16 protein-coding genes are annotated in these 19377 nt (G+C 46.1%); 14 read left to right on the top strand and 2 right to left on the bottom strand.

Features of this window, described 5'->3' with window-relative positions; all coding sequences use genetic code 11:
* Nucleotides 1–10: 10 nt before the first annotated feature.
* Both recJ and MKY14_RS14915 read left to right on the top strand, forming a co-directional pair.
* The gene (gene recJ / locus MKY14_RS14920) at nt 11–2413 is read left to right on the top strand and encodes a single-stranded-DNA-specific exonuclease RecJ (protein ID WP_340976742.1); all 2403 of its coding nucleotides are present in this window, start codon (nt 11–13) and stop codon (nt 2411–2413) included.
* A 209-nt stretch (nt 2414–2622) separates the two neighbouring features.
* Complete coding sequence (locus MKY14_RS14915; protein ID WP_036677647.1) at nt 2623–3141, top strand: adenine phosphoribosyltransferase; 519 nt, start codon at nt 2623–2625, stop codon at nt 3139–3141.
* A 252-nt stretch (nt 3142–3393) separates the two neighbouring features.
* Here MKY14_RS14915 and uraA read toward each other — a convergent pair whose 3' ends face one another.
* Complete coding sequence (gene uraA, locus MKY14_RS14910) at nt 3394–4707, bottom strand: uracil permease (protein ID WP_340976741.1); 1314 nt, start codon at nt 4705–4707, stop codon at nt 3394–3396.
* A gap of 313 nt (nt 4708–5020) precedes the next feature.
* On the opposite strand from uraA, the gene MKY14_RS14905 reads away from it, so the two are divergent.
* The 10 genes from MKY14_RS14905 (at nt 5021) to MKY14_RS14860 (ending at nt 15259) form a co-directional block, all read left to right on the top strand.
* A complete protein-coding gene (locus MKY14_RS14905; RefSeq protein ID WP_340976740.1) occupies nt 5021–7201 on the top strand; it encodes a RelA/SpoT family protein in 2181 nt (726 codons plus the stop codon).
* Between the two features lie 21 nt (nt 7202–7222).
* Complete coding sequence (gene dtd, locus MKY14_RS14900) at nt 7223–7666, top strand: D-aminoacyl-tRNA deacylase (RefSeq protein ID WP_036677641.1); 444 nt, start codon at nt 7223–7225, stop codon at nt 7664–7666.
* Nucleotides 7667–7799: 133 nt separating this feature from the next.
* A complete protein-coding gene (locus MKY14_RS14895) occupies nt 7800–7955 on the top strand; it encodes a hypothetical protein (protein ID WP_175617366.1) in 156 nt (51 codons plus the stop codon).
* 150 nt (nt 7956–8105) lie between these two features.
* Nucleotides 8106–8615 (top strand): type 1 glutamine amidotransferase domain-containing protein, encoded by a 510-nt coding sequence (locus MKY14_RS14890; RefSeq protein ID WP_076105448.1) that lies wholly within the window; start codon nt 8106–8108, stop codon nt 8613–8615.
* A gap of 48 nt (nt 8616–8663) precedes the next feature.
* Nucleotides 8664–9113 carry a hypothetical protein gene (locus MKY14_RS14885; protein WP_036677637.1) on the top strand — a complete coding sequence of 150 codons (450 nt, stop codon included), beginning with the start codon at nt 8664–8666 and terminating at the stop codon, nt 9111–9113.
* A 367-nt stretch (nt 9114–9480) separates the two neighbouring features.
* Complete coding sequence (locus tag MKY14_RS14880; protein ID WP_175617365.1) at nt 9481–9618, top strand: hypothetical protein; 138 nt, start codon at nt 9481–9483, stop codon at nt 9616–9618.
* A gap of 192 nt (nt 9619–9810) precedes the next feature.
* Complete coding sequence (gene hisS / locus MKY14_RS14875; RefSeq protein WP_076304246.1) at nt 9811–11064, top strand: histidine--tRNA ligase; 1254 nt, start codon at nt 9811–9813, stop codon at nt 11062–11064.
* Between the two features lie 55 nt (nt 11065–11119).
* The gene (aspS, locus tag MKY14_RS14870) at nt 11120–12904 is read left to right on the top strand and encodes an aspartate--tRNA ligase (RefSeq protein WP_340976739.1); all 1785 of its coding nucleotides are present in this window, start codon (nt 11120–11122) and stop codon (nt 12902–12904) included.
* Between the two features lie 61 nt (nt 12905–12965).
* Entirely contained in the window at nt 12966–13721 is a 756-nt protein-coding gene (locus MKY14_RS14865) for a tRNA threonylcarbamoyladenosine dehydratase (protein WP_340976738.1), read from the top strand.
* A 239-nt stretch (nt 13722–13960) separates the two neighbouring features.
* Nucleotides 13961–15259, top strand: coding sequence for an NCS2 family permease (locus MKY14_RS14860; RefSeq protein ID WP_036677630.1), 1299 nt, complete (start codon nt 13961–13963; stop codon nt 15257–15259).
* A gap of 55 nt (nt 15260–15314) precedes the next feature.
* Here the strand turns inward: MKY14_RS14860 and MKY14_RS14855 are convergent, their stop codons facing one another.
* Nucleotides 15315–15827, bottom strand: a complete 513-nt coding sequence (locus MKY14_RS14855; RefSeq protein ID WP_139330071.1) for a hypothetical protein — start codon at nt 15825–15827, stop codon at nt 15315–15317.
* A gap of 547 nt (nt 15828–16374) precedes the next feature.
* Here MKY14_RS14855 and MKY14_RS14850 point away from each other — a divergent pair.
* Both MKY14_RS14850 and MKY14_RS14845 read left to right on the top strand, forming a co-directional pair.
* Nucleotides 16375–18558: a HelD family protein gene (locus MKY14_RS14850; RefSeq protein ID WP_076129666.1), complete on the top strand. Its 2184-nt coding sequence runs from the start codon at nt 16375–16377 to the stop codon at nt 18556–18558.
* A gap of 391 nt (nt 18559–18949) precedes the next feature.
* Nucleotides 18950–19231: a CD3324 family protein gene (locus MKY14_RS14845; protein ID WP_076129667.1), complete on the top strand. Its 282-nt coding sequence runs from the start codon at nt 18950–18952 to the stop codon at nt 19229–19231.
* The last annotated feature ends 146 nt before the right edge of the window (nt 19232–19377 follow it).

Genomic DNA, 19377 nt, shown 5'->3' with positions numbered 1-19377 from the left:
GTGAGTTCTATTGCTTTATTCAAAAACAAGATGGCAATCTCCGGCAGCCAATCCCGACACAGTTAGGGATATGGCCCGGAGCCTTTCTATTTCTCCACTCTTATCCTCACTATTAGTAAATAGAGGAATGAACACGCCTCATGAAGCTCTAAGCTTCATGGATGGCAGTGAGGAAGAACAGCATGATCCGTTCCTACTCAAAGGAATGGCTGAAGCGGTTCCTAGAATTAGAAAGGCTTTAAAAGATGAAGAACATATTCTTATTTATGGCGATTATGATGCCGACGGGGTGTCCAGCACAGCACTTATGATTCATCTGCTGCGCTATTTAGGCGCTTCCTTTGATATTTATATCCCACACCGCTCTAATGAGGGTTATGGGCTGCATAATCATGCCCTGGATTGGGCTTTACAGCAAGGTGTCTCCTTAATCATTACAGTAGATACTGGCATTAGCGCTTATCATCAGGTTGCTTACGCTAATGAACTGGGGATCGATGTGATCGTTACGGATCACCATGAACCTCCTGAGCTTTTGCCAGAGGCCTATACGCTTATTAATCCCAAGCTGCCAGATTGCCCTTATCCGTTCAAAGGATTAGCGGGTGTAGGTGTGGCTTATAAGCTTGCTCAGGCTATTCTAGGGGAAGAGACTCCCACAGAATGGGCAGAGATTGCAGCGATAGGAACGGTTGCGGATTTAATGCCGCTGCTTGGCGAGAACCGTGAGATTGTTAGAAATGGCTTGGAAAGTATGCGGCATTCAAGTTTCCCAGGGATTCGTGCCTTACTCGCTGTCAGCGGTGTGAATATGAGTACTGTGAGTGCGGTCAATATCGCTTTTGGCATGGCGCCGCGCATCAATGCCAGTGGTCGCCTGGATCATGCTGGACGGGCTGTGTCCCTCCTCACTACCGAGCATGCGGCTGAGGCAGAGCAGCTAGCTGGAGAGCTTGACCTGCTTAACAAAGAACGCCAATTGGTGGTAGAAAGAATTGTTGTTGAGGCCACTGCCAAGCTGGAGCAAATGACACAGGGTGGCGAAATCCCAGACATCATTGTTCTTGCTGATCATGGCTGGAATGTAGGTGTGGTAGGTATAGTGGCTTCCAAACTGCTGGAGCGTTATTATCGGCCTGTGATCATTCTAGATATACATCCAGAGACCGGAATGTGCAAAGGTTCTGCTCGCTCCATACCTGGACTTGATATCTACGCTGCACTTTCTTCTTGTTCTGATTTAATGGATCATTTTGGAGGTCATCCAGCCGCTGCGGGAATGAGCCTGCATCGGGATGGATTAGAAGCCTTTGCTGCAGCATTAAATGAATATGCGTCCGGGGTGTTAACGCCAGGGCATTTCGTTCCTGTTGCTTCCGCTGATGCAGAGGTGTCAATCTCGGATTTATCACTGCAGACCGCGCTAGAATTGGAAAGGCTTGCACCTTTCGGAATGTCTAATCCGTTGCCGAAGTTTATTATTCGTGGGGCTACCGTGAAAGAGACACGTACAATGGGTCAAGATGGAAAACACCTGAAGATTGTATTGCAGCAGGGGAAAAACAGCATTGAAGCCTTGGCGTTTGGTAAAGGCGCTTTATCCAGGCTGCTACCGGCGGGTACTACGATCAACGTGTTAGCTGAGCTGTCGATCAATGAATGGAATGGCTCACGCAAATCAGAGCTGATGCTGCAGGATTTATCTGTGCAGGATGCCCAGTTATTCGATCTTCGTGGTGCTGCTGACGCCGTACGACAAGCCGCACATATTAGAGAACTACTTCTTCCTTATAGTGGTGCGGGTCCGTATCGAGCTGCTGCAGTGTTTCAGAACGGACGTAGTACGCCTGCAAGTGAATTGATAGGAATGTCTTTATGGGTATATGATAAAGAAGCTGGCATTAGCGCTGCTGTTAAGGATGAGCCCCTTCAGGAGTCAGGGCATGTCTCTCTGTTATGCATACTGGATATGCCGGAGACTCCTGAACAACTGGATGCGCTGCTCCAAACCTTCCCTAATGCTGATAATATTGCGTTATTGCATTCTATCAAGGATGGCCGAGAACGACTTATTACTCCGACACGGGATCATTTCAAAATACTATATAAACTGTTGGCTTCGATCACCTCAGTTGCAACGCCTGAGAACGAAGTTTTGCTGCGGTTAAGCCGCCAGTCCTCGTTAAGTATCCGCATGCTTAACAACATGCTTGATGTGTTTGAGGAGCTTGATTTTATTAAAAGAAGTCAGGGAAGTGTGGCGTTTATTACTCAGCCAGTAGCTAAAAGTCTGACAGCTTCGAGTCATTTTGTCCGACTGGGACAGATGGCGGAGATGGAGCAATACTTCATGGAGGGCAGCCTGTCAGAGTTACAGGACTGGATGTTATCGCGTCGTTTAGGCGTATCATAATCCATGCGAATATGAGATGCTGAGCGTACCCAATGGTGTATAAAAATGCAACGCTCATATAACAAAGCGAATGCTTACGAAGCAAGTTTTGCCGATCTGAAATCACTGTAGCTTATGCTTACAAAACAAAGCGAATGCTTACGAAGCAAGTTTTGCCGATCTGAAATCAAAGCAGCTTATGCTTACAAAACTTATAGGAGATGATAAATTTGGATTTTAAAGATAGTATTCGTGTGATTCCTGATTTCCCTAAAGAAGGTATTAGTTTTAAAGATATCACCACATTGCTTAAAGACGGTGAGGCTTACCGCCAAGCGATTGACGCGTTGAAAGCTCTCGTAGCGCATTTGGAAATCGACGTTATCGCTGGACCAGAAGCACGTGGCTTCGTAGTTGGAGCACCTCTTGCTTATGCGATGGGAGTAGGTTTTGTGCCGATTCGTAAAAGCGGGAAGCTTCCATATGAGACTATAGAGGTAGGTTATGATCTTGAGTATGGCAAGGACACCCTTGCTGTTCACACAGATGCCATCAAGCCTGGTCAAAAAGTATTGATCGCTGATGATTTATTGGCTACTGGTGGAACCATTGCTACTTCGGTTAACCTTGTAGAACAGCTTGGCGGTAAAGTGGTAGGTGCTGCTTTTCTGATTGAGCTGGTTGAGCTTGCTGGGCGTAATAAGCTTTCTGGAGTTGAAGTTCTTTCCTTGGTGAATTACGAGGATTAATCTTGTAAAGTTTGTCTTTTCCCGGGAAATAAACGGGGATTCGGCGCTCGAATTATGCTGAAAAGTGCAAAGATTAACGCGTGACGCAAAGTGTGGAAGTTAAACATTAATTGGAAAATGTAAGATAATAACAGCAACTCTCTGCCTTGTAGCGGAGAGTTGCTGTTTTGTATCTGCGTTAATAAAAAAAGCTGCCCAAGTCCATAAATGGATGTTGGAGCAGCTTTTTTAAAATTCTATTTTTACAATCGATTAATGGGCAGTTTTATCACTTTCTCCGCCATCATTAGACAGTCCAAGCACTTCAATGAGTTTGAAGAACAATGCCAATACGATACCAACAATTGTAGCCAGCGCCATACCACTTAGTTTAACGTTGCCCATAGTAAGGGTTGTACCACTGATTCCGACAACGAGTACCAACGTAGCCATGATCATGTTCGTAGCCTTGGAAAAATCAACTTTTTGCTCAACGAAAATACGTAATCCGGAAGCCGCAATTACACCAAACAGCAACAGGGATACACCACCCATTACAGGGGTTGGAATATTAGCGATGACGGAGGAGAAAGTACCAGAGAATGAAAGCAGAATAGCAATCACCGCTGCGCCGCCGATTACATATACCGAATATACTTTAGTCAACGCCATAACCCCGATATTTTCACCGTAGGTTGTATTTGGAGTAGAACCGATAAAACCGGAGATAATTGTAGATATCCCGTTCCCCATCAGAGAGCGGTCAAGTCCAGGATCTTTTGCCAAGTCTCTGCCGACAATATTGCTTGTAACAAGTAAATGTCCAATATGCTCAACAATAACAACTAATGATACCGGGATAATAGTGAATATTACATTCCAATCAAATGAAGGAGTAACAATGGAAGGATGCGCTAAAAATTTTGCATTAGAGATAGCAGCGGTATCCACCATTTTCAAAATATATGCTAAACCATAACCAGTGACGATACCAATAAGGATGTGAATGATTTTTGGAAAACCGCGGAAGAGTACAGCTCCAATTACAGTTACACCAAGTGTCACCATAGAAAGTGCGATTGTTTTGCCATCTGGAGTCCAGTCTGTAACTGCAACGCCTTCAGGAGCAATAAGTCCTGCCATTCGTGCGGCAACAGGTACAAGTTCAAGTCCGATCGTAGCTACGATCGCTCCCATTACTGCCGGAGGGAAAACAACATCAATCCATTTGGTTCCTGCATAACGAATGATCAATGCCACGAGCACGAATATAATACCAGTGACGATAAAAGCACCCAAAGCAAGCGAGTATCCTTTCATGTGATCATTTGGGTAACGACTGAGTACTGACAATACCGGTGCAATAAAGGCAAAGCTGGAACCAAGGTACGCAGGGATTTTACCACGACAGATCCAAATGTACAGCAATGTACCGATACCATTCATAAGCAAAATCATTCCAGGGTCGACCCCGAACAAGTTAGGCACTAGCACTGTACTGCCAAACATGGCAAACAAATGCTGGAGACTTAATAGAAAGCCTGGGCCCCATGGAAGTTTTTCATTAACTTGAATTTCGCGTTGCAATGGAGTTCACTCCTCTTTCTTATCTGATATTAGGTTGTCCGGCGAAAATCCGCCTTTACTAGATTAAATAGAACTTGGCTTTTTTACAACAACATTTTCACAAGTGTTATTAATTTGTCCGAATTTAATTACTTTTACTTCTGGAATACCATGAGATGGCAAGTGTTGACGTAATCCTCCTTAAGCCTCATAATTATAGACAACTTTGAATAAGGGCGTAAGTAAGCTTGGACAAATGAAATGATTGGAACCTGCAGATTTTTGAACAGTTGCGGGTTCATTTTATTATAGAAAGGAATCGGATACGACGAGAATGGGCATTGAGCGATTAATTGATAAGGCTGGCGCCTATATAAAAGATAAAGATCTTCTCCGCATCCGGGAAGCTTATGAATTTGCCGATCAGGCTCATCACGGGCAGATCCGCAAGTCGGGGGAGCCATACATTCTGCATCCGCTGGCGGTGGCAGATATTGTCGTCAATATGCAAATGGATGTTATATCTATTGTTGCAGCGCTTTTGCATGATGTGGTGGAAGATACGACGGTCTCACTGGAACAAATCCGCGCTAAATTTGGCGATACCTGCGCAATGCTTGTTGACGGCTTAACGAAGCTGGAACGCATTCGCTTTCGCTCAAAGGAAGAGCAGCAGAACGAGAATTACCGCAAAATGTTTATTGCTATGGCCCAGGATATCCGGGTCATTGTCATTAAACTAGCGGACCGTCTGCATAATATGCGAACGTTAAAATACCAATCTGAAGAGAGCCAGCGCCGTATTTCTTATGAGACGTTGGAGATCTTCTGTCCTGTAGCTGACCGGCTGGGGATTTCCGCGATTAAGTGGGAGATGGAGGATATTGCGCTTCGTTACTTGAACCCGCAGCAGTATTACCGGATTGCTAATCTGGTGCATAAGAAGCGGGCTGAACGTGAGCAATTTATCGACAGCGTAATTGGCCGTATTCGTGCCAAGCTGGATGAAATGGGCATTGAAGGTGATCTTTCCGGCCGCCCGAAGCATATTTACAGTGTTTATAACAAAATGAGCACAAAAAACAAGCAGTTTAATGAAATTTATGACCTGCTGGCCATTCGAATCATTGTGGATAATATCAAGGACTGTTATGCAACCCTTGGAATTATTCATACCTTATGGAAGCCAATGCCGGGGCGTTTTAAAGATTATATAGCTATGCCAAAAGCCAATATGTATCAATCTCTGCATACTACTGTGGTAGGACCAGGCGGAGAGCCTACTGAGGTGCAAATTCGCACCTGGGAAATGCACCGCACGGCAGAATACGGGATAGCCGCACACTGGGCATACAAAGAAGGCAGCAGTAATAATGCTAATCCGGAGAATCGGATGCCTTTCTTTCGCGAAATATTGGAGCTGCAGCATGAAGCTAAGGATGCCGAAGAGTTCGTAAAATCACTAAAAATGGATTTTTTCTCAGACCTCGTGTTTGTATTTACACCTAAAGGTGAGGTTATTGAGCTTCCTGCCGGTTCTGTGCCTCTTGACTTCGCGTTCCGCATTCATACAGAAGTGGGCAATCGTACGATTGGTTCCAAGGTGAATGGGCGGATCGTGCCGCTTGATCACAAGCTGAAGACGGGCGATATTGTTGAGATTTTGACGTCTAAGCATTCTTACGGACCTAGCCGTGACTGGCTCAAAATTGCACAATCCTCTCACGCAAGAAGCAAAATTAAACAATGGTTCAAAAAAGAAAAACGTGAGGAAAATGTCGAAAAAGGTCGCGAAGCGATTGAACGTGAACTGAAGCGCCTGAATGTTGAAGTTTCCGAGTGGATTTCTGATGAAAAACTGTTGGAAGCTGCGAAAAAATTTGCTTTTAATGATGTAGAGGATATGTTGTCTGCCGTTGGTTTTGGTGGGATTACCGCTTCGCAGATTGCCTCCCGTTTGACGGAGAAGCTGCGCAAGGAGCAGGAAGACGCTGCTAACCACTTGGAGCTTACTTCAGAGATGAAGGAGATCAAGTCTTCCGGCGAGAGACGAAATCAACCCACCAATGGCGTTAGTGTAAAAGGAATTGAAAACTTACTTGTTCGTTTTGCACGATGTTGCAACCCGGTTCCGGGTGACGACATTGTAGGTTATGTTACACGGGGCCGGGGCGTATCTGTACACCGCCAGGATTGTCCTAACATTCCGGGTGAAGGTGACGGAGAAGAAGCAGCTAGAGTGATTGAAGTGGAATGGGAAGGCACGATGGAAGCAAACTATAGTGTGGATATTGAGATTACAGGCCATGATCGCAATGGACTGCTCAATGAAGTACTGCAGGCTGTGTCCGAGAGCAAAACGAACATTTCAGCGGTCACTGGGCGCTCTGACAAGAATAAGATGGCAATGATTCATATGACCATCCTTATTCGTAATACGGAGCATCTACAATCCGTTGTAGATAAAGTGAAACGAGTCAAGGATGTATATACAGTGAATCGGATCATGCAATAAGGCAAGGAGCGAAGTAGTGCGATGAGAGTTGTAGTACAGCGTTGTAAGGACGCCAAAGTAACCGTGGATGAGACAGTGACCGGAGCGATTGGCAATGGCCTGATGCTGCTTGTCGGCGTTACCCATGAAGATACAGAGAAGGATGCCAAATATTTAGCGGATAAAATAGCTGGACTGCGTATTTTTGAAGATGATGCTGGCAAAATGAACTATAGTGTCACGGATACTAACGGAGCTATTCTTTCAGTGTCCCAGTTTACTTTATACGGAGATTGCCGTAAGGGAAGACGGCCGAATTTCATGGGAGCTGCAGCTCCTGCGGAGGCCGAGCGTCTTTATGATTATTTTAATCAAGAGCTTAGAGCTGGAGGTCTTCAGGTGGAGACGGGCATATTTGGAGCGATGATGGATGTGTCGCTGACCAATTGGGGCCCAGTTACTCTCATTCTGGATAGCCGCAGCTAACGAAATAGAGGATGTCGAAGATTGCTTCTGGCCGGAGCTAACTTTCGACATCTTTTTTTTATGCGGATAGAGCTTCTTTGGGCTGGATAAACTAAATGCAGGCAGATATCACGCATAAGGCAGGAGTTTAAGAATGAGACAATCACAGAAGGCATGGGTATGGAGAAGTATCCCGGCACTACCGACTGGGAGTCCTATGGAAGCCTGTGCATTAGCCAAAAAGCTAGACGGCGAGACCGAACCACTAGTGATGAAAGGAAGAAGCCGCAATCTCTTGCCGCGTACCTGAAGCGGGTGGAAAATGCGGCTTTTTCGGTGTTGTGAAGGAAGCCTTTTTTCCGATTAAAGGTTAGAAAGCATCCTCATAAGGGTAATAGACCACAAGAAAGAATAATTAGAACATCATTAATTGCTAAAGACAGAGAGGAGAAACTATTACATGAGTAACGTTGCTTTCTTACTGGCTAATGATTTTGAAGATTCTGAAATGAAGGTTCCTTATGATGAAATTATAAAGGCAGGACATCAAGCTGACATTATTGGTTTGAAAAAAGGGGAGACCTTGCTAGGTAAAAAGAAAGAAGTCTCCTACGCAGCAGACAAGGCGATCGCCGATGTTCAAGCAAGTGATTATGACGCGATTGTCATCCCGGGTGGTTCTTCCCCCGAGAATTTACGGCAAAATGCTGATATTTTGAAGTTTGTAAAAGAAGCAAATGAAGCAGGCAAGCCTATCGCCTCTATTTGCCACGGACCGCAAATTCTGATCAGTGCAGACTTGCTTAAGGGACGCACCATTACCTCTTATCCTCCGCTGAAGGATGATGTTGTGAATGCCGGCGCGGAGTTTAAGGATGAGGAAGTAGTGGTTGATCGCAATTACATTACTTCGCGTACACCAAAAGATGAGCCTGCATTTGTTCGTGAAATATTGAAGGTCCTGAAATAAATAAGCATTTTTTATTTTAGAGTCTTATAATCCAAGGAGGTAATGGCAATGAGCAGAAAAATCCAAGCGTATTTCAGAACTGAAAATGAAGCAGAAGGCGCAAAAACAGCATTGATTAGCTATAAGGTGGATGGCTTGGAGGTTTGGCCACTCACAGACCCTATCGGCAATGATCGTAATATTCTGTTTCCAATCATTCCACTGGATAGTGCATCTGTAGTCGCAGGCACAACTGGAACGCTTGGAACGGCTAGCACACCTGCAGCTGGAGCTATGCTGGTTCCTGGCATTGCCGCTTCCGACACTCGGGCTGACCCTGAAACACATTATAGTGTGAATGAAGATCAGGTTAGTGCGAACGTGGCAGAAGGAGATCTCGAAGATGGGGATTTAAGTGAACTTCGTTATGTGATGGAGCTAAGTATAGCAGAAGAAAATTATAATGAAGTTGTGGAAATCCTTCGGGGCAAAGGGGCCTATGTTGAACAATTCGAATAGTATTCTATTAAAAATAAACCGCTTTCATGGAATGTAATATAATCGTAATATTACGTACATGATTCCTTAATATAGCGTGTTTATAATAAAGGCATGACCCCCTTTTTAATAATATATGATGATGGACCTGCAGCATTCGGCTGCAGGTCATTTTTTTTGTTACAATATAATTGCTGAATAAAAAACTCGGAAGCTGTCAAAATTTATACTAGGCATCCTTTTTACTACCTTGACTTTAATGCAGTAGTTCAGTAGAATGTTAACAATATACGATTTTATCATATGGTTTTGATGACGGGACCAAGTAATTCGAGAACCCACAACTCCAGAGAAGAATCCCTTGTCGATTCGGATGACATCTACTTAAGTGGATGATGAACCGGTATCGCTTGGCTGCAAGGATTCTGTTGATGAGCGAATGAATGACCTCCCCGAGAACGTACGGCGAAAGTGGGCAATGTTGATTGCCGCGATCAGTAGCCGTTTACGCGTAGGCGGGCGTTAACCGCTTTGAGCGGCTTCAGTATATTTTTACTGATCCGGAATGTGGGTGGTACCACGTGGTGTATTATTGGTTATGATAATCCCTCGTCCCTGTTTTTTTATAAAACAGGGCGAGGGATTTTTTGCTTTTTCTGCAATAGAAACAGATGAAGAGAACAGCTTTAGAGGGGTTATTTTTTAGGAGGGATAGACTGTGGCTAAAGAAAGATTCGAGAAACCAACAGGAACGCAGGACGTGCTTCCGGGTGCTGTGGAGAAATGGCAGTATATTGAGGGGAAGGCCAGAGATTTATGCCGCCGTTTTAACTACCGGGAAATTCGCACACCTATGTTTGAGCACACAGGGTTATTCGAACGTGGAGTAGGCGAAACAACGGATATTGTGGAAGGCGAAATGTATACGTTCAAGGACAAAGGCGACCGTGATTTGGCTCTTCGTCCAGAAGGAACGGCTGGTGTCGTGCGGGCTTACGTTCAGAACAAGCTATACGGTGAACCTGATGTAAGCAAGCTGTATTATATCGGACCTATGTTCCGTTATGAGCGTCCGCAGGCCGGAAGATATCGCCAGTTCCATCAGTTTGGGATTGAGGCGTTTGGGGCCGTGGATCCGGCTATTGATGCAGAAGTAATCTCTATGGGCTATCAATTCTATAAGGATCTAGGTCTTAAGGATGTAAGAGTGGAGCTTAATTCCGTGGGTAATGCACCAAGCCGTGCGGCTTACCGGGAGAAGCTGCTGGGATTCCTTAGACCGATGAAGGATAACCTCTGCAGTGACTGTCAGCGTCGAATCGAGCGTAATCCGCTTCGTGTGCTGGATTGCAAGGTGGATCAGGATAAATTTACAGATGCGCCTTCCATTTTGGACAGTTTGGATGATGAATGCATAACTCATTTTGAGAAGGTTAAGATGCATCTCGACATTATGGGTGTGGAGTTCACGATTAATCCTCGTCTTGTACGTGGTTTGGATTATTACACGCATACTGCGTTTGAATATAAAGCAGCTGGCATTGGCTCTATTGATACCGTAGGCGGCGGAGGCCGTTACAACGGTTTGGTTGAAGAAATCGGTGGACCGGATCAACCGGGTATTGGTTTTGGGATCGGGCTGGAGCGTATTCTTCTTATTCTGGAAGATCAGAAGGTAGCACTGGAGACTGCAAAGCCACTGGATGTGTATTTTGTAGCTCTTGGCGAAGAGGCTGACATTGAAATTTCCAAGCAGCTATACTTTCTGCGAAGCCAAGGGTTCTCGGCAGAACGCGACTACCTCGGCAGGAAGATGAAGGCACAGATGAAGTCAGCTGACCGTATGTCGGCACGTTATACTGCGATTCTTGGCGAAGACGAGCTGAAGAATGGTGTAATTGCGCTGAAGTCGATGAGCACAGGGGAACAGCAGACTGTGAAGCTCGAAGAGCTGGCTCAGGCGTTGGTATAGAAGAAGACTTTTTAAGTAGAAATGTATTTTTAAATAAAAAGGGGAATGGTGAATTATGCAAAGAAGTCATAACTGTGGGCAATTAACACCAGAACATATTGGACAAACGGTAACCTTGAACGGATGGGTCCAGACCCGCCGCGACCTTGGGGGCGTACTTTTTATTGACCTGCGTGACAGAAGCGGTATTGTGCAAGTTGTATTCAACCCGGACTACTCCGGCGAAGCACTGCAAATTGCGGATAAGGTTCGCAGTGAGTATGTTTTGGCTGTCAAAGGAAAAGTGGTTAAACGTGATGAAGAAACCATTAACCGCAATCTGCCAACAGGTGAGATTGAAGTTCAAATTACAGATATCGAAGTGCTGAACGCTGCTAAGACCCCTCCATTCTTCATCGAAGATGGAGTGGAAGTAGACGAATCTCTTCGCCTGAAATATCGTTACCTGGATCTGCGTCGTCCAGAAATGCAAAAAACGCTGTTGCTACGCTCGAAAGCTTCTAAGATTTTCCGCGATTTCCTTGACAGTGAAGGATTTATTGACGTAGAGACGCCAATCCTAACTAAGAGCTCACCGGAAGGTGCGCGTGATTATTTGGTGCCAAGCCGTGTGCATGAAGGCGAATTTTTCGCATTGCCACAATCTCCACAAATCTACAAGCAGTTATTGATGGTGGGTGGCATTGAACGTTATTATCAAATTGCTCGTTGTTTCCGTGATGAAGATTTGCGTGCTGACCGTCAGCCGGAATTTACACAAGTGGACATCGAGACTTCATTCCTGTCTCAGGATGAGCTGCTTGGCATGATGGAGAACCTGATGCAACGTCTGTTTAAAGAAACTGTAGGAGCGGATATTCAACTTCCATTCCAACGTTTGACTTATGCTGAGGCTATGGGCAAATACGGTTCAGACAAACCTGACCTGCGTTTTGGATTAGAGCTTGTGGAAATGAACGATATTGTTGCCACAAGTGGCGTAAAGGTATTCGCTTCCGTGATCGAAAAAGGCGGAGAAGTGAAATGTCTAAATGCTAAAGGCTGTGGGACTTGGACTCGTAAAGAAATCGATGATCTCGGACCTTATGCTGCGCGTTATGGAGCGAAAGGTTTGGCTTGGATTCAAGTGAAAGACGGCGAGTTCAAAGGGCCGATTGTCAAATTCTTCACTGAAGAAGAAATTGCCGCTGTGAAGGAGCGTACAGGCGCTGAAGAAGGCGACCTACTGTTGTTCTCCGCTGATACCAAAAAGGTTGTAGCGGACGTTCTAGGTGCCCTTCGTGTCAAAATCGGACGTCAGCTGGGTCTGATCGACGATAACGTGTTCAAGTTCGCTTGGGTGACTGACTTCCCATTGCTTGGTTATGATGAAGATCAGAAACGTTATGTAGCAGAACACCATCCGTTCACTCGTCCACGTGAAGAGGATCTGCATCTGTTCGACACAGATCCAGGTGCAATTCGTGCACAAGCCTACGATATCGTTCTGAACGGTTATGAAGTAGGCGGCGGCTCCATGCGGATTTACAAACGTGAAGTACAGGAAAAAATGTTCCAAGCTCTCGGCTTCTCAAATGAGGTTGCTTACGAGAAATTTGGTTACCTGATGGATGCGTTCGAATATGGTACACCTCCACATGGTGGTATTGCCTTCGGTTTAGATCGTCTAATTATGCTGCTGGCGGGTCGTACAAATCTACGCGAAACCATCGCATTCCCGAAAACGGCAAGTGCAACGGACCTGCTTATGGATGCACCTGCACCAGTAGACGGTTCACAATTGGAGCAACTGCATATTAAGCTGGCTCTTAAACCAAAGAAAGAAAAAGAAAAAGAATAATTAAATAAAGCGGGCGAGGCAGATTTCTGCTTCGCCATAGCTTTTGAAGGAGGCTGACCTCATGCTGCATCAGTTCTCACGTACGGAACTGGCGATCGGACCGGAAGGTCTGGAGATTATGAAGAACAGCACAGTAGCGGTACTTGGTATCGGCGGTGTTGGCGGTATGGCTGTTGAGGCATTGGCTCGTAGCGGGATCGGCAGACTGATTCTGATTGATAAGGATTCCGTCGACATTACCAATGTGAATCGGCAGATCCACGCACTTACTACAACGGTTGGGCAAAAGAAGGCCGAACTGATGGTAGACCGTGTGAAGCTGATTAATCCGGAATGTGAAGCAATTGCGCTGAACATGTTCTATACGGAAGAAACCTATGAGGAACTGTTCAAGCTGAAACCGGATTATGTGATCGATGCCTCGGATACGATTATCTACAAGGTCCATTTGATTAAAGAATGTCTGGCACGTGGAATTCCTATGATTTCAAGCATGGGCGCTGCCAACAAAATGGATCCTACAAGATTCCAGGTAGCGGACATTTCCAAAACAACGTATGATCCGATTGCCCGGGTCATTCGCCAGAAGCTGCGTAAGGATGGGATTAAGAAAGGCGTGAAGGTGGTTTTCTCTACGGAGCCGCCAATGAAGCCACGTCAGGATGTTACGGACAAGATTGTTCCGGATAATGCGCCGGATCGACGTAAAGCGAAACAACCGCCAGCCAGCAATTCATTTGTTCCACCGGTAGCCGGCCTAATTATGGTCAGCGTTGCCGTGCGTGATTTGCTTGAGGCTGGAGGCGTCAGCTTGTAAGTGAATCGCTGAGCTGAGGCTGTTTCAATTATAGTTATAGGATTAGAGTAATGGACAAAAGGGCGAGTAGCTGGAATCCGGCTGCGTACGCCCTTTTGTTGTCGTTAAACAGGCGGGGTCTGCAAGAAGCAGGCCACAAATAGGCATAATAGCTGAACCGGGATCAACGGCTGATTATTAGATTTATAATCCGGGTAATATCCGCCTGCGGAACTTAATATCAGTGGAGGTTTTTATACATGAAATCGAATTTTTGGCGAAATAGTGTGGGGCTTGCGCCTGAGAATGACTGGAAACGGGAATGGGCTGCAGGGATTCTCTCCTATTTTGCTTCAGTTTATATTGTTATGGTGAATGCGACGATTCTCCATGATGCGGGGATGCCGCTTAGACCGGCAATGGTGGCTACACTGTTGACCGCAATTACCGGCTGTCTGCTGATGGCTTTTGGCGGGAAGACGCCTATCATCGTGGTTCCCGGGATGGGGATTAACGCATTTTTCACTTATACGCTTGTTCATTCCATGAAGCTGGACTGGAGAGAGGCGCTTACTGTAGTTGTTATAACAGGCGTGTTATTCGCTATCGTGGCCTTTACATCACTTTATCGTATTCTTAGTGAGGCAATTCCCCAAAACCTGCAGCATGCCATTACAGTCGGTATAGGGCTGTTTCTGACCTTTATAGGGCTGCAAAAGAGTGGGATAGTGATTGCCCATCAGACTACTTTTGTTGCCATAGGACATTTTAGTGATCCTGCAGTTATTACATCCTGTGTGACTTTATTGCTGGCTTTAGTGTTATTTATCCGGGGAACTAACGGAGGCCTGCTGATAAGTATGCTGGTCGGTACAGGACTTGCCTACCTGCTGGGAGCTGCACATGCACCGGAAAAACAGGCCTCAGGGCATGTATTCTCAGGTTATGGCGGCCTATTTTTCGGAATGGACTGGAGCGGCATTGTGAGCCTGGTGTTCTGGATTGCTGTATTCCTGTTATTGTTAATCGTTGTATTTGAAAATATCGGTCTTGTAGCCTCGCAGACGATGATGGCAGGCCGTCCAGAACGCTTCAAAAGCAGCCTGCGTGCGCTCTCGCTTGCTAATATCGCCGCAGGTCTTTTCGGAAGCAGTCCGGTCGTGGCCGCTGCAGAATCTAATGCAGGAATAGCTGCGGGCGGGCGTTCGGGTCTCACCTCGCTGGTAACAGGGCTTCTATTTGGGGCGACCTTTTTATTCCTACCGCTGTTATCCTATATTCCCGACAGTGCGATCGCACCGATCCTGATTGTGATCGGCGGACTAATGGTACAAAATGTGCGTGAGATGGACTTGAGTGATTTGACCGAGCTGTTCCCGTCTTTTCTAATCATGGTTATGATTCCATTCACCTATAGCATCGTGGACGGTATGGCTTTTGGTTTTATTACCTACCCAATTGTGAAGCTGGCGCTGGGCAAAGGGAAGGAAGTGCCACCTGCGTTGTATGGAATTGCTGGTTTGTTTGTGGCTAACTTTATTTTGCAGGCTGTGCTATAGTGCGGCATCCGGTTTCTTTGATTGCGAGGGACCTGTTACACACTTATTAGCTCTATTAGCCCGCGTTGAAATCAAAGAGGTAAATGCGTGTGCCGCTGATTGGAGTCAAATGTGCGTAGACGTCGAAAACAGAGGGATAAATGCGGCTGATTGGAGCTAAATGCGTGTAGACGACGAAATCTACGGGATAAATACCGTTGAATGGGGCTAAATGTGTGGAAGCCTCGAAAACAAAGGGAAAAATACCGTAGATGGAAGCTAAATGTGCCTGGACGTCGAAATTAAAGGCAAAAATGCCTCTGATTGGAGCAAAATGCGAGCGAACGCCGAAAACAGAGGCGAAAATGCCTCTGATGCGAGCTAAATGTGCCTGGACGTCGAAATCAAAGGCAAAAATGCCTTTGATCGGAGCTAAATGTGTGCGAACGCCGAAAACAGAGGCGAAAATGCCTCTGATGCGAGCTAAATGTGCCTGGACGTCGAAATCAAAGACAAAAATGCCTTTGATCGGAGCGAAATGCGAGCGAACGCCGAAAACAGAGGCGAAAATGCCTCTGATGCGAGCCAAATGTGAGCGAACGCTGAAATTAAAGGCAAAAATGCCTCAGATTCGAACTAAACGTGTGCGAACGTCGAAAACAGAGGCAAAAATGCCGTTGATTCGAGCCGAACGTGTGCGAACGCCAAAACCAAAGGCAAAATGCCTCAGATGCGAGCCAAATGTGAGCGAACGCTGAAATTAAAGGCAAAAATGCCTCAGATTCGAGCTAAACGTGTGCGAACGCCAAAACCAAAGGCAAAAAAGCCTCAGATTCGAGCCGAACGTGTGCGAACGCCGAAACCAAAGGCAAAAAAGCCTCTGCTCGGAGCTAAATGCGTGCGAACGCTGAAACCAAAGGCAAAAAAGCCTTTGGTTTGTCCCAAACATTCGACGCTTGTGCGAGCTAAGGAGCACCAAAGTGCTTTAGGTTGGAGAACTTATAAGTTTAGTCAAATCATTTGAAAGATTTGGTATTTAAGTGCTGATTGTGCTACAATGGGTATCCTTTTGCGTGAGAAATGGGCGTAGGAGCATGAAAATTTAAGCTCGATAAACTTTTAGGAGGTAACTGAAATTGGAAGACAACTTTCAAAGTGCCTATCAAGAGGAAGAAGACAGGCTGAATCAAGCGCTTACTGAAATTGACACTTTGCTGGAGAAGCTCCAGCAGACACCAGTGTACACGGGACATGACTATACGGAACAGGTGCTGGAAGCGAACCGTGATCAGAAGCGCAAAGATCTTGCCAAGCTTAGGCAGGAGCCTTATTTCGGACGGCTTGATTTTCAAGGCAATGATGAGAATGAACGGAAGGCACTCTATATAGGCAAAATCGGCGTAGACCGCGAGCAGGTAAGCGACCGTCCGCTAGTCATCGACTGGCGCGCACCGGTAGCAAGCCTGTTTTATTCGTTTACCGGCGGTACCGAGCCAGCCTCCTATGAAGCTCCTGAGGGATTAATAGAGGGGCTGGTATACCTCAAACGCAACGTGGTGATTCGGAAGCAAATTCTGGAGCGGGTCGCGGATACGTACAATCGGGAAAGCGATGCACCGATTGTATCAGATGAGTTTCTCGTCTATCGACTTGGGGAGAACAAGGATAATCGTCTACGGGATATCGTATCGACCATTCAAGAGGAGCAGGACAAGATTATCCGTGCTGCCAAAAATACAGCGCTAATCATTCAGGGCGTGGCAGGAAGCGGTAAAACAACCGTTGCACTGCACAGGCTTGCTTTTCTGCTGTATCAATACAAGGATCAGGTTTCTGCGGAAAAAATGATCATTTTTGCACCAAACCGGATGTTTTTGGATTACATCTCGGACGTATTGCCTGAGCTCGGGGTAGGTAATATTGCTCAAAGTACATTTCCGGATTGGGCGGCTAATGTACTAGGACTGGAATTGCCGGAACAGGATGCGACAGAGACGATGAACCGCTGGTTCGAAACCCCTGGCGGCATGCCGGTAATTACAGAAGAGACACCAGGGCGCTTCAAGGGTTCCACGGTGCTGATGGGAATCATAGATTCCAGCATCGAGCTATTAGAAAGCAGCTCTGTACCTGAGGGTGATTTTAGCCCGTGGGAGGGTGCGGTGCTACGCCGTTCTATGATTTTGCGCTGGCATAATGAGGAGTATGCTCCCTATCCTCCAGCCAAGCGCAAGGAACGGGTAATGGCGCGGATTCATCGCTGGATTGAGATGGAACTGAAGAAGAGTCCTTCAGCTGCTGCTATGAAGGATCGCAAGAAAAAAGGCGCGCAGCGAGAGAAGGCTTATAGTGCCAAATGGCCTAAATATGATCCATTAACGATCTATAAGCAAATTTTCCGAGCAGCTAAACTTCCTGAGGATTGGCCGGTTGAACCGCCAGAGGAAATTCCGGCAGCTGTGTTGAAGGAAACGGCAAAAGAGCTGAAAAAAGGCATCATACGTGAAGAGGATTTACCTCCGCTGCTGTATATCCATTATCTTTTGAATGGTGATGAGGGCGTTACTCGCTTTGACCATGTAGTAATCGATGAGGCTCAGGATTTTTCACCTTTCCAAATTGCCGTTCTGGATTTATATGTGCGAGGCCATTCCTTTACGATCCTGGGTGATCTCTCGCAGGGCATACATGCCTATAAAGGCGTACACGCGTGGGAAGAGATGCAGACGTTGTTTGCCCCTGAGAACACGGCTTATCACGCGCTGACACGCAGCTATCGTTCTACTATGGAAATTATAGACTTCGCTAATGGAATTCTATCTTCAGGTGTGGAGAGCTCATTGCTGGCTGTTCCTGTGTTTCGTAGTGGAGATCCCGTGCGTATGATCGCCTATGGCGAGGATGCCGGGGAACTGGTGGCTGATGAGCAAGCTCGCTTGCGGACAATAACCTCTGCACTGAAGTCTCTGTCAGGAAGGGAATACCGTACGGTGGCTGTCCTAACAAGAAATCTTCATGAGGCTGCAGAACTATATGCGGAGCTGGCACAGCATTTTGAAGATATTCATCTGATTGATGGCAGTATGACGCAATATCAGGGCGGGTTATCGGTGCTGCCTGTCTATTTATCAAAAGGTTTGGAGTTCGATGCGGTGATCTTAGCAGATGCCGATCAAGACCATTATGGAGCGACGGCTTGGGACGCGAAGCTGATGTATGTCGGCTGTACACGTGCTCTCCATGAGCTGTGGCTGCTCCATAATGGGGAAGTTCCTTCCTATGTGCAAACGGCGGCTGGAAGCGATTCTGAGGGAGAGTAAGACTGGTGGAGAATGGTTATAACTGTTCTTGGTCTTGTAACTCCCCCATAGGTATGGCTTAATAATAAGTGTCCGGCCGGGCAAGAACACTTCTGGAAGGAGGCTGATTGAAATGATTTCAGTATACGAGGTGGTTTCCGTTTAAGACGGAAACCTGCTTAAAGCGAGGAGGCCTTACGGCCTCCTTATTACTAACATAAGAAGTACCACACTTATCCATAAGAACGAAATTTATGAAATCGAATGTAGACGCTACCAAAAGGTTTTTATATAATGAAATTACGGATTTTTCCAAATATGAGGAGAAGAAAGGAGGCAGGTGACGTGATTATAACTAAAAACTTAGTTGACCGACGCATAGGGACACACCTGTTGAAGGAGGAAATGCAAGTTGAGTTATGTAAATGGGAAGGATGTGCTCCCCCCTGGCTTGCTCGAAGAGCTTCAGGGATACATCCAAGGTGAACTGCTCTACATCCCAAAGAAGACGGAAGAGCGGGTTCGATGGGGCGAGAACAGCGGTTCGAGGAAAGAAATAGCGAACCGGAACAAGGAAATTTTCAGTTGTCATCGAAGCGGTGATTCCGTAGCGGAACTTCAGAAGAAGTACCATCTATCGGAAGAAAGCATTCGTAAAATCATATCAAAAATGCGGCTGGCAGTAAATTGCTAGCTTGCAATTCAAGCATAAACGCCTCTGGTGTCCTTAGAAGGACGGTAAGCGTTATGCGAGAAATCATAAGGATAAAGTATAGCGTGAAACCTATACTTTCTTATATTTTGAAAAAAGAGCATGGCTCCCGCCTTTCTAAGACGAGA

It is taken from the genome of Paenibacillus sp. FSL R5-0887, from assembly GCF_038002305.1.
Lineage (GTDB): Bacteria > Bacillota > Bacilli > Paenibacillales > Paenibacillaceae > Paenibacillus_AQ > Paenibacillus_AQ odorifer.
This window is presented reverse-complemented; position numbering and strand designations above follow the sequence as displayed.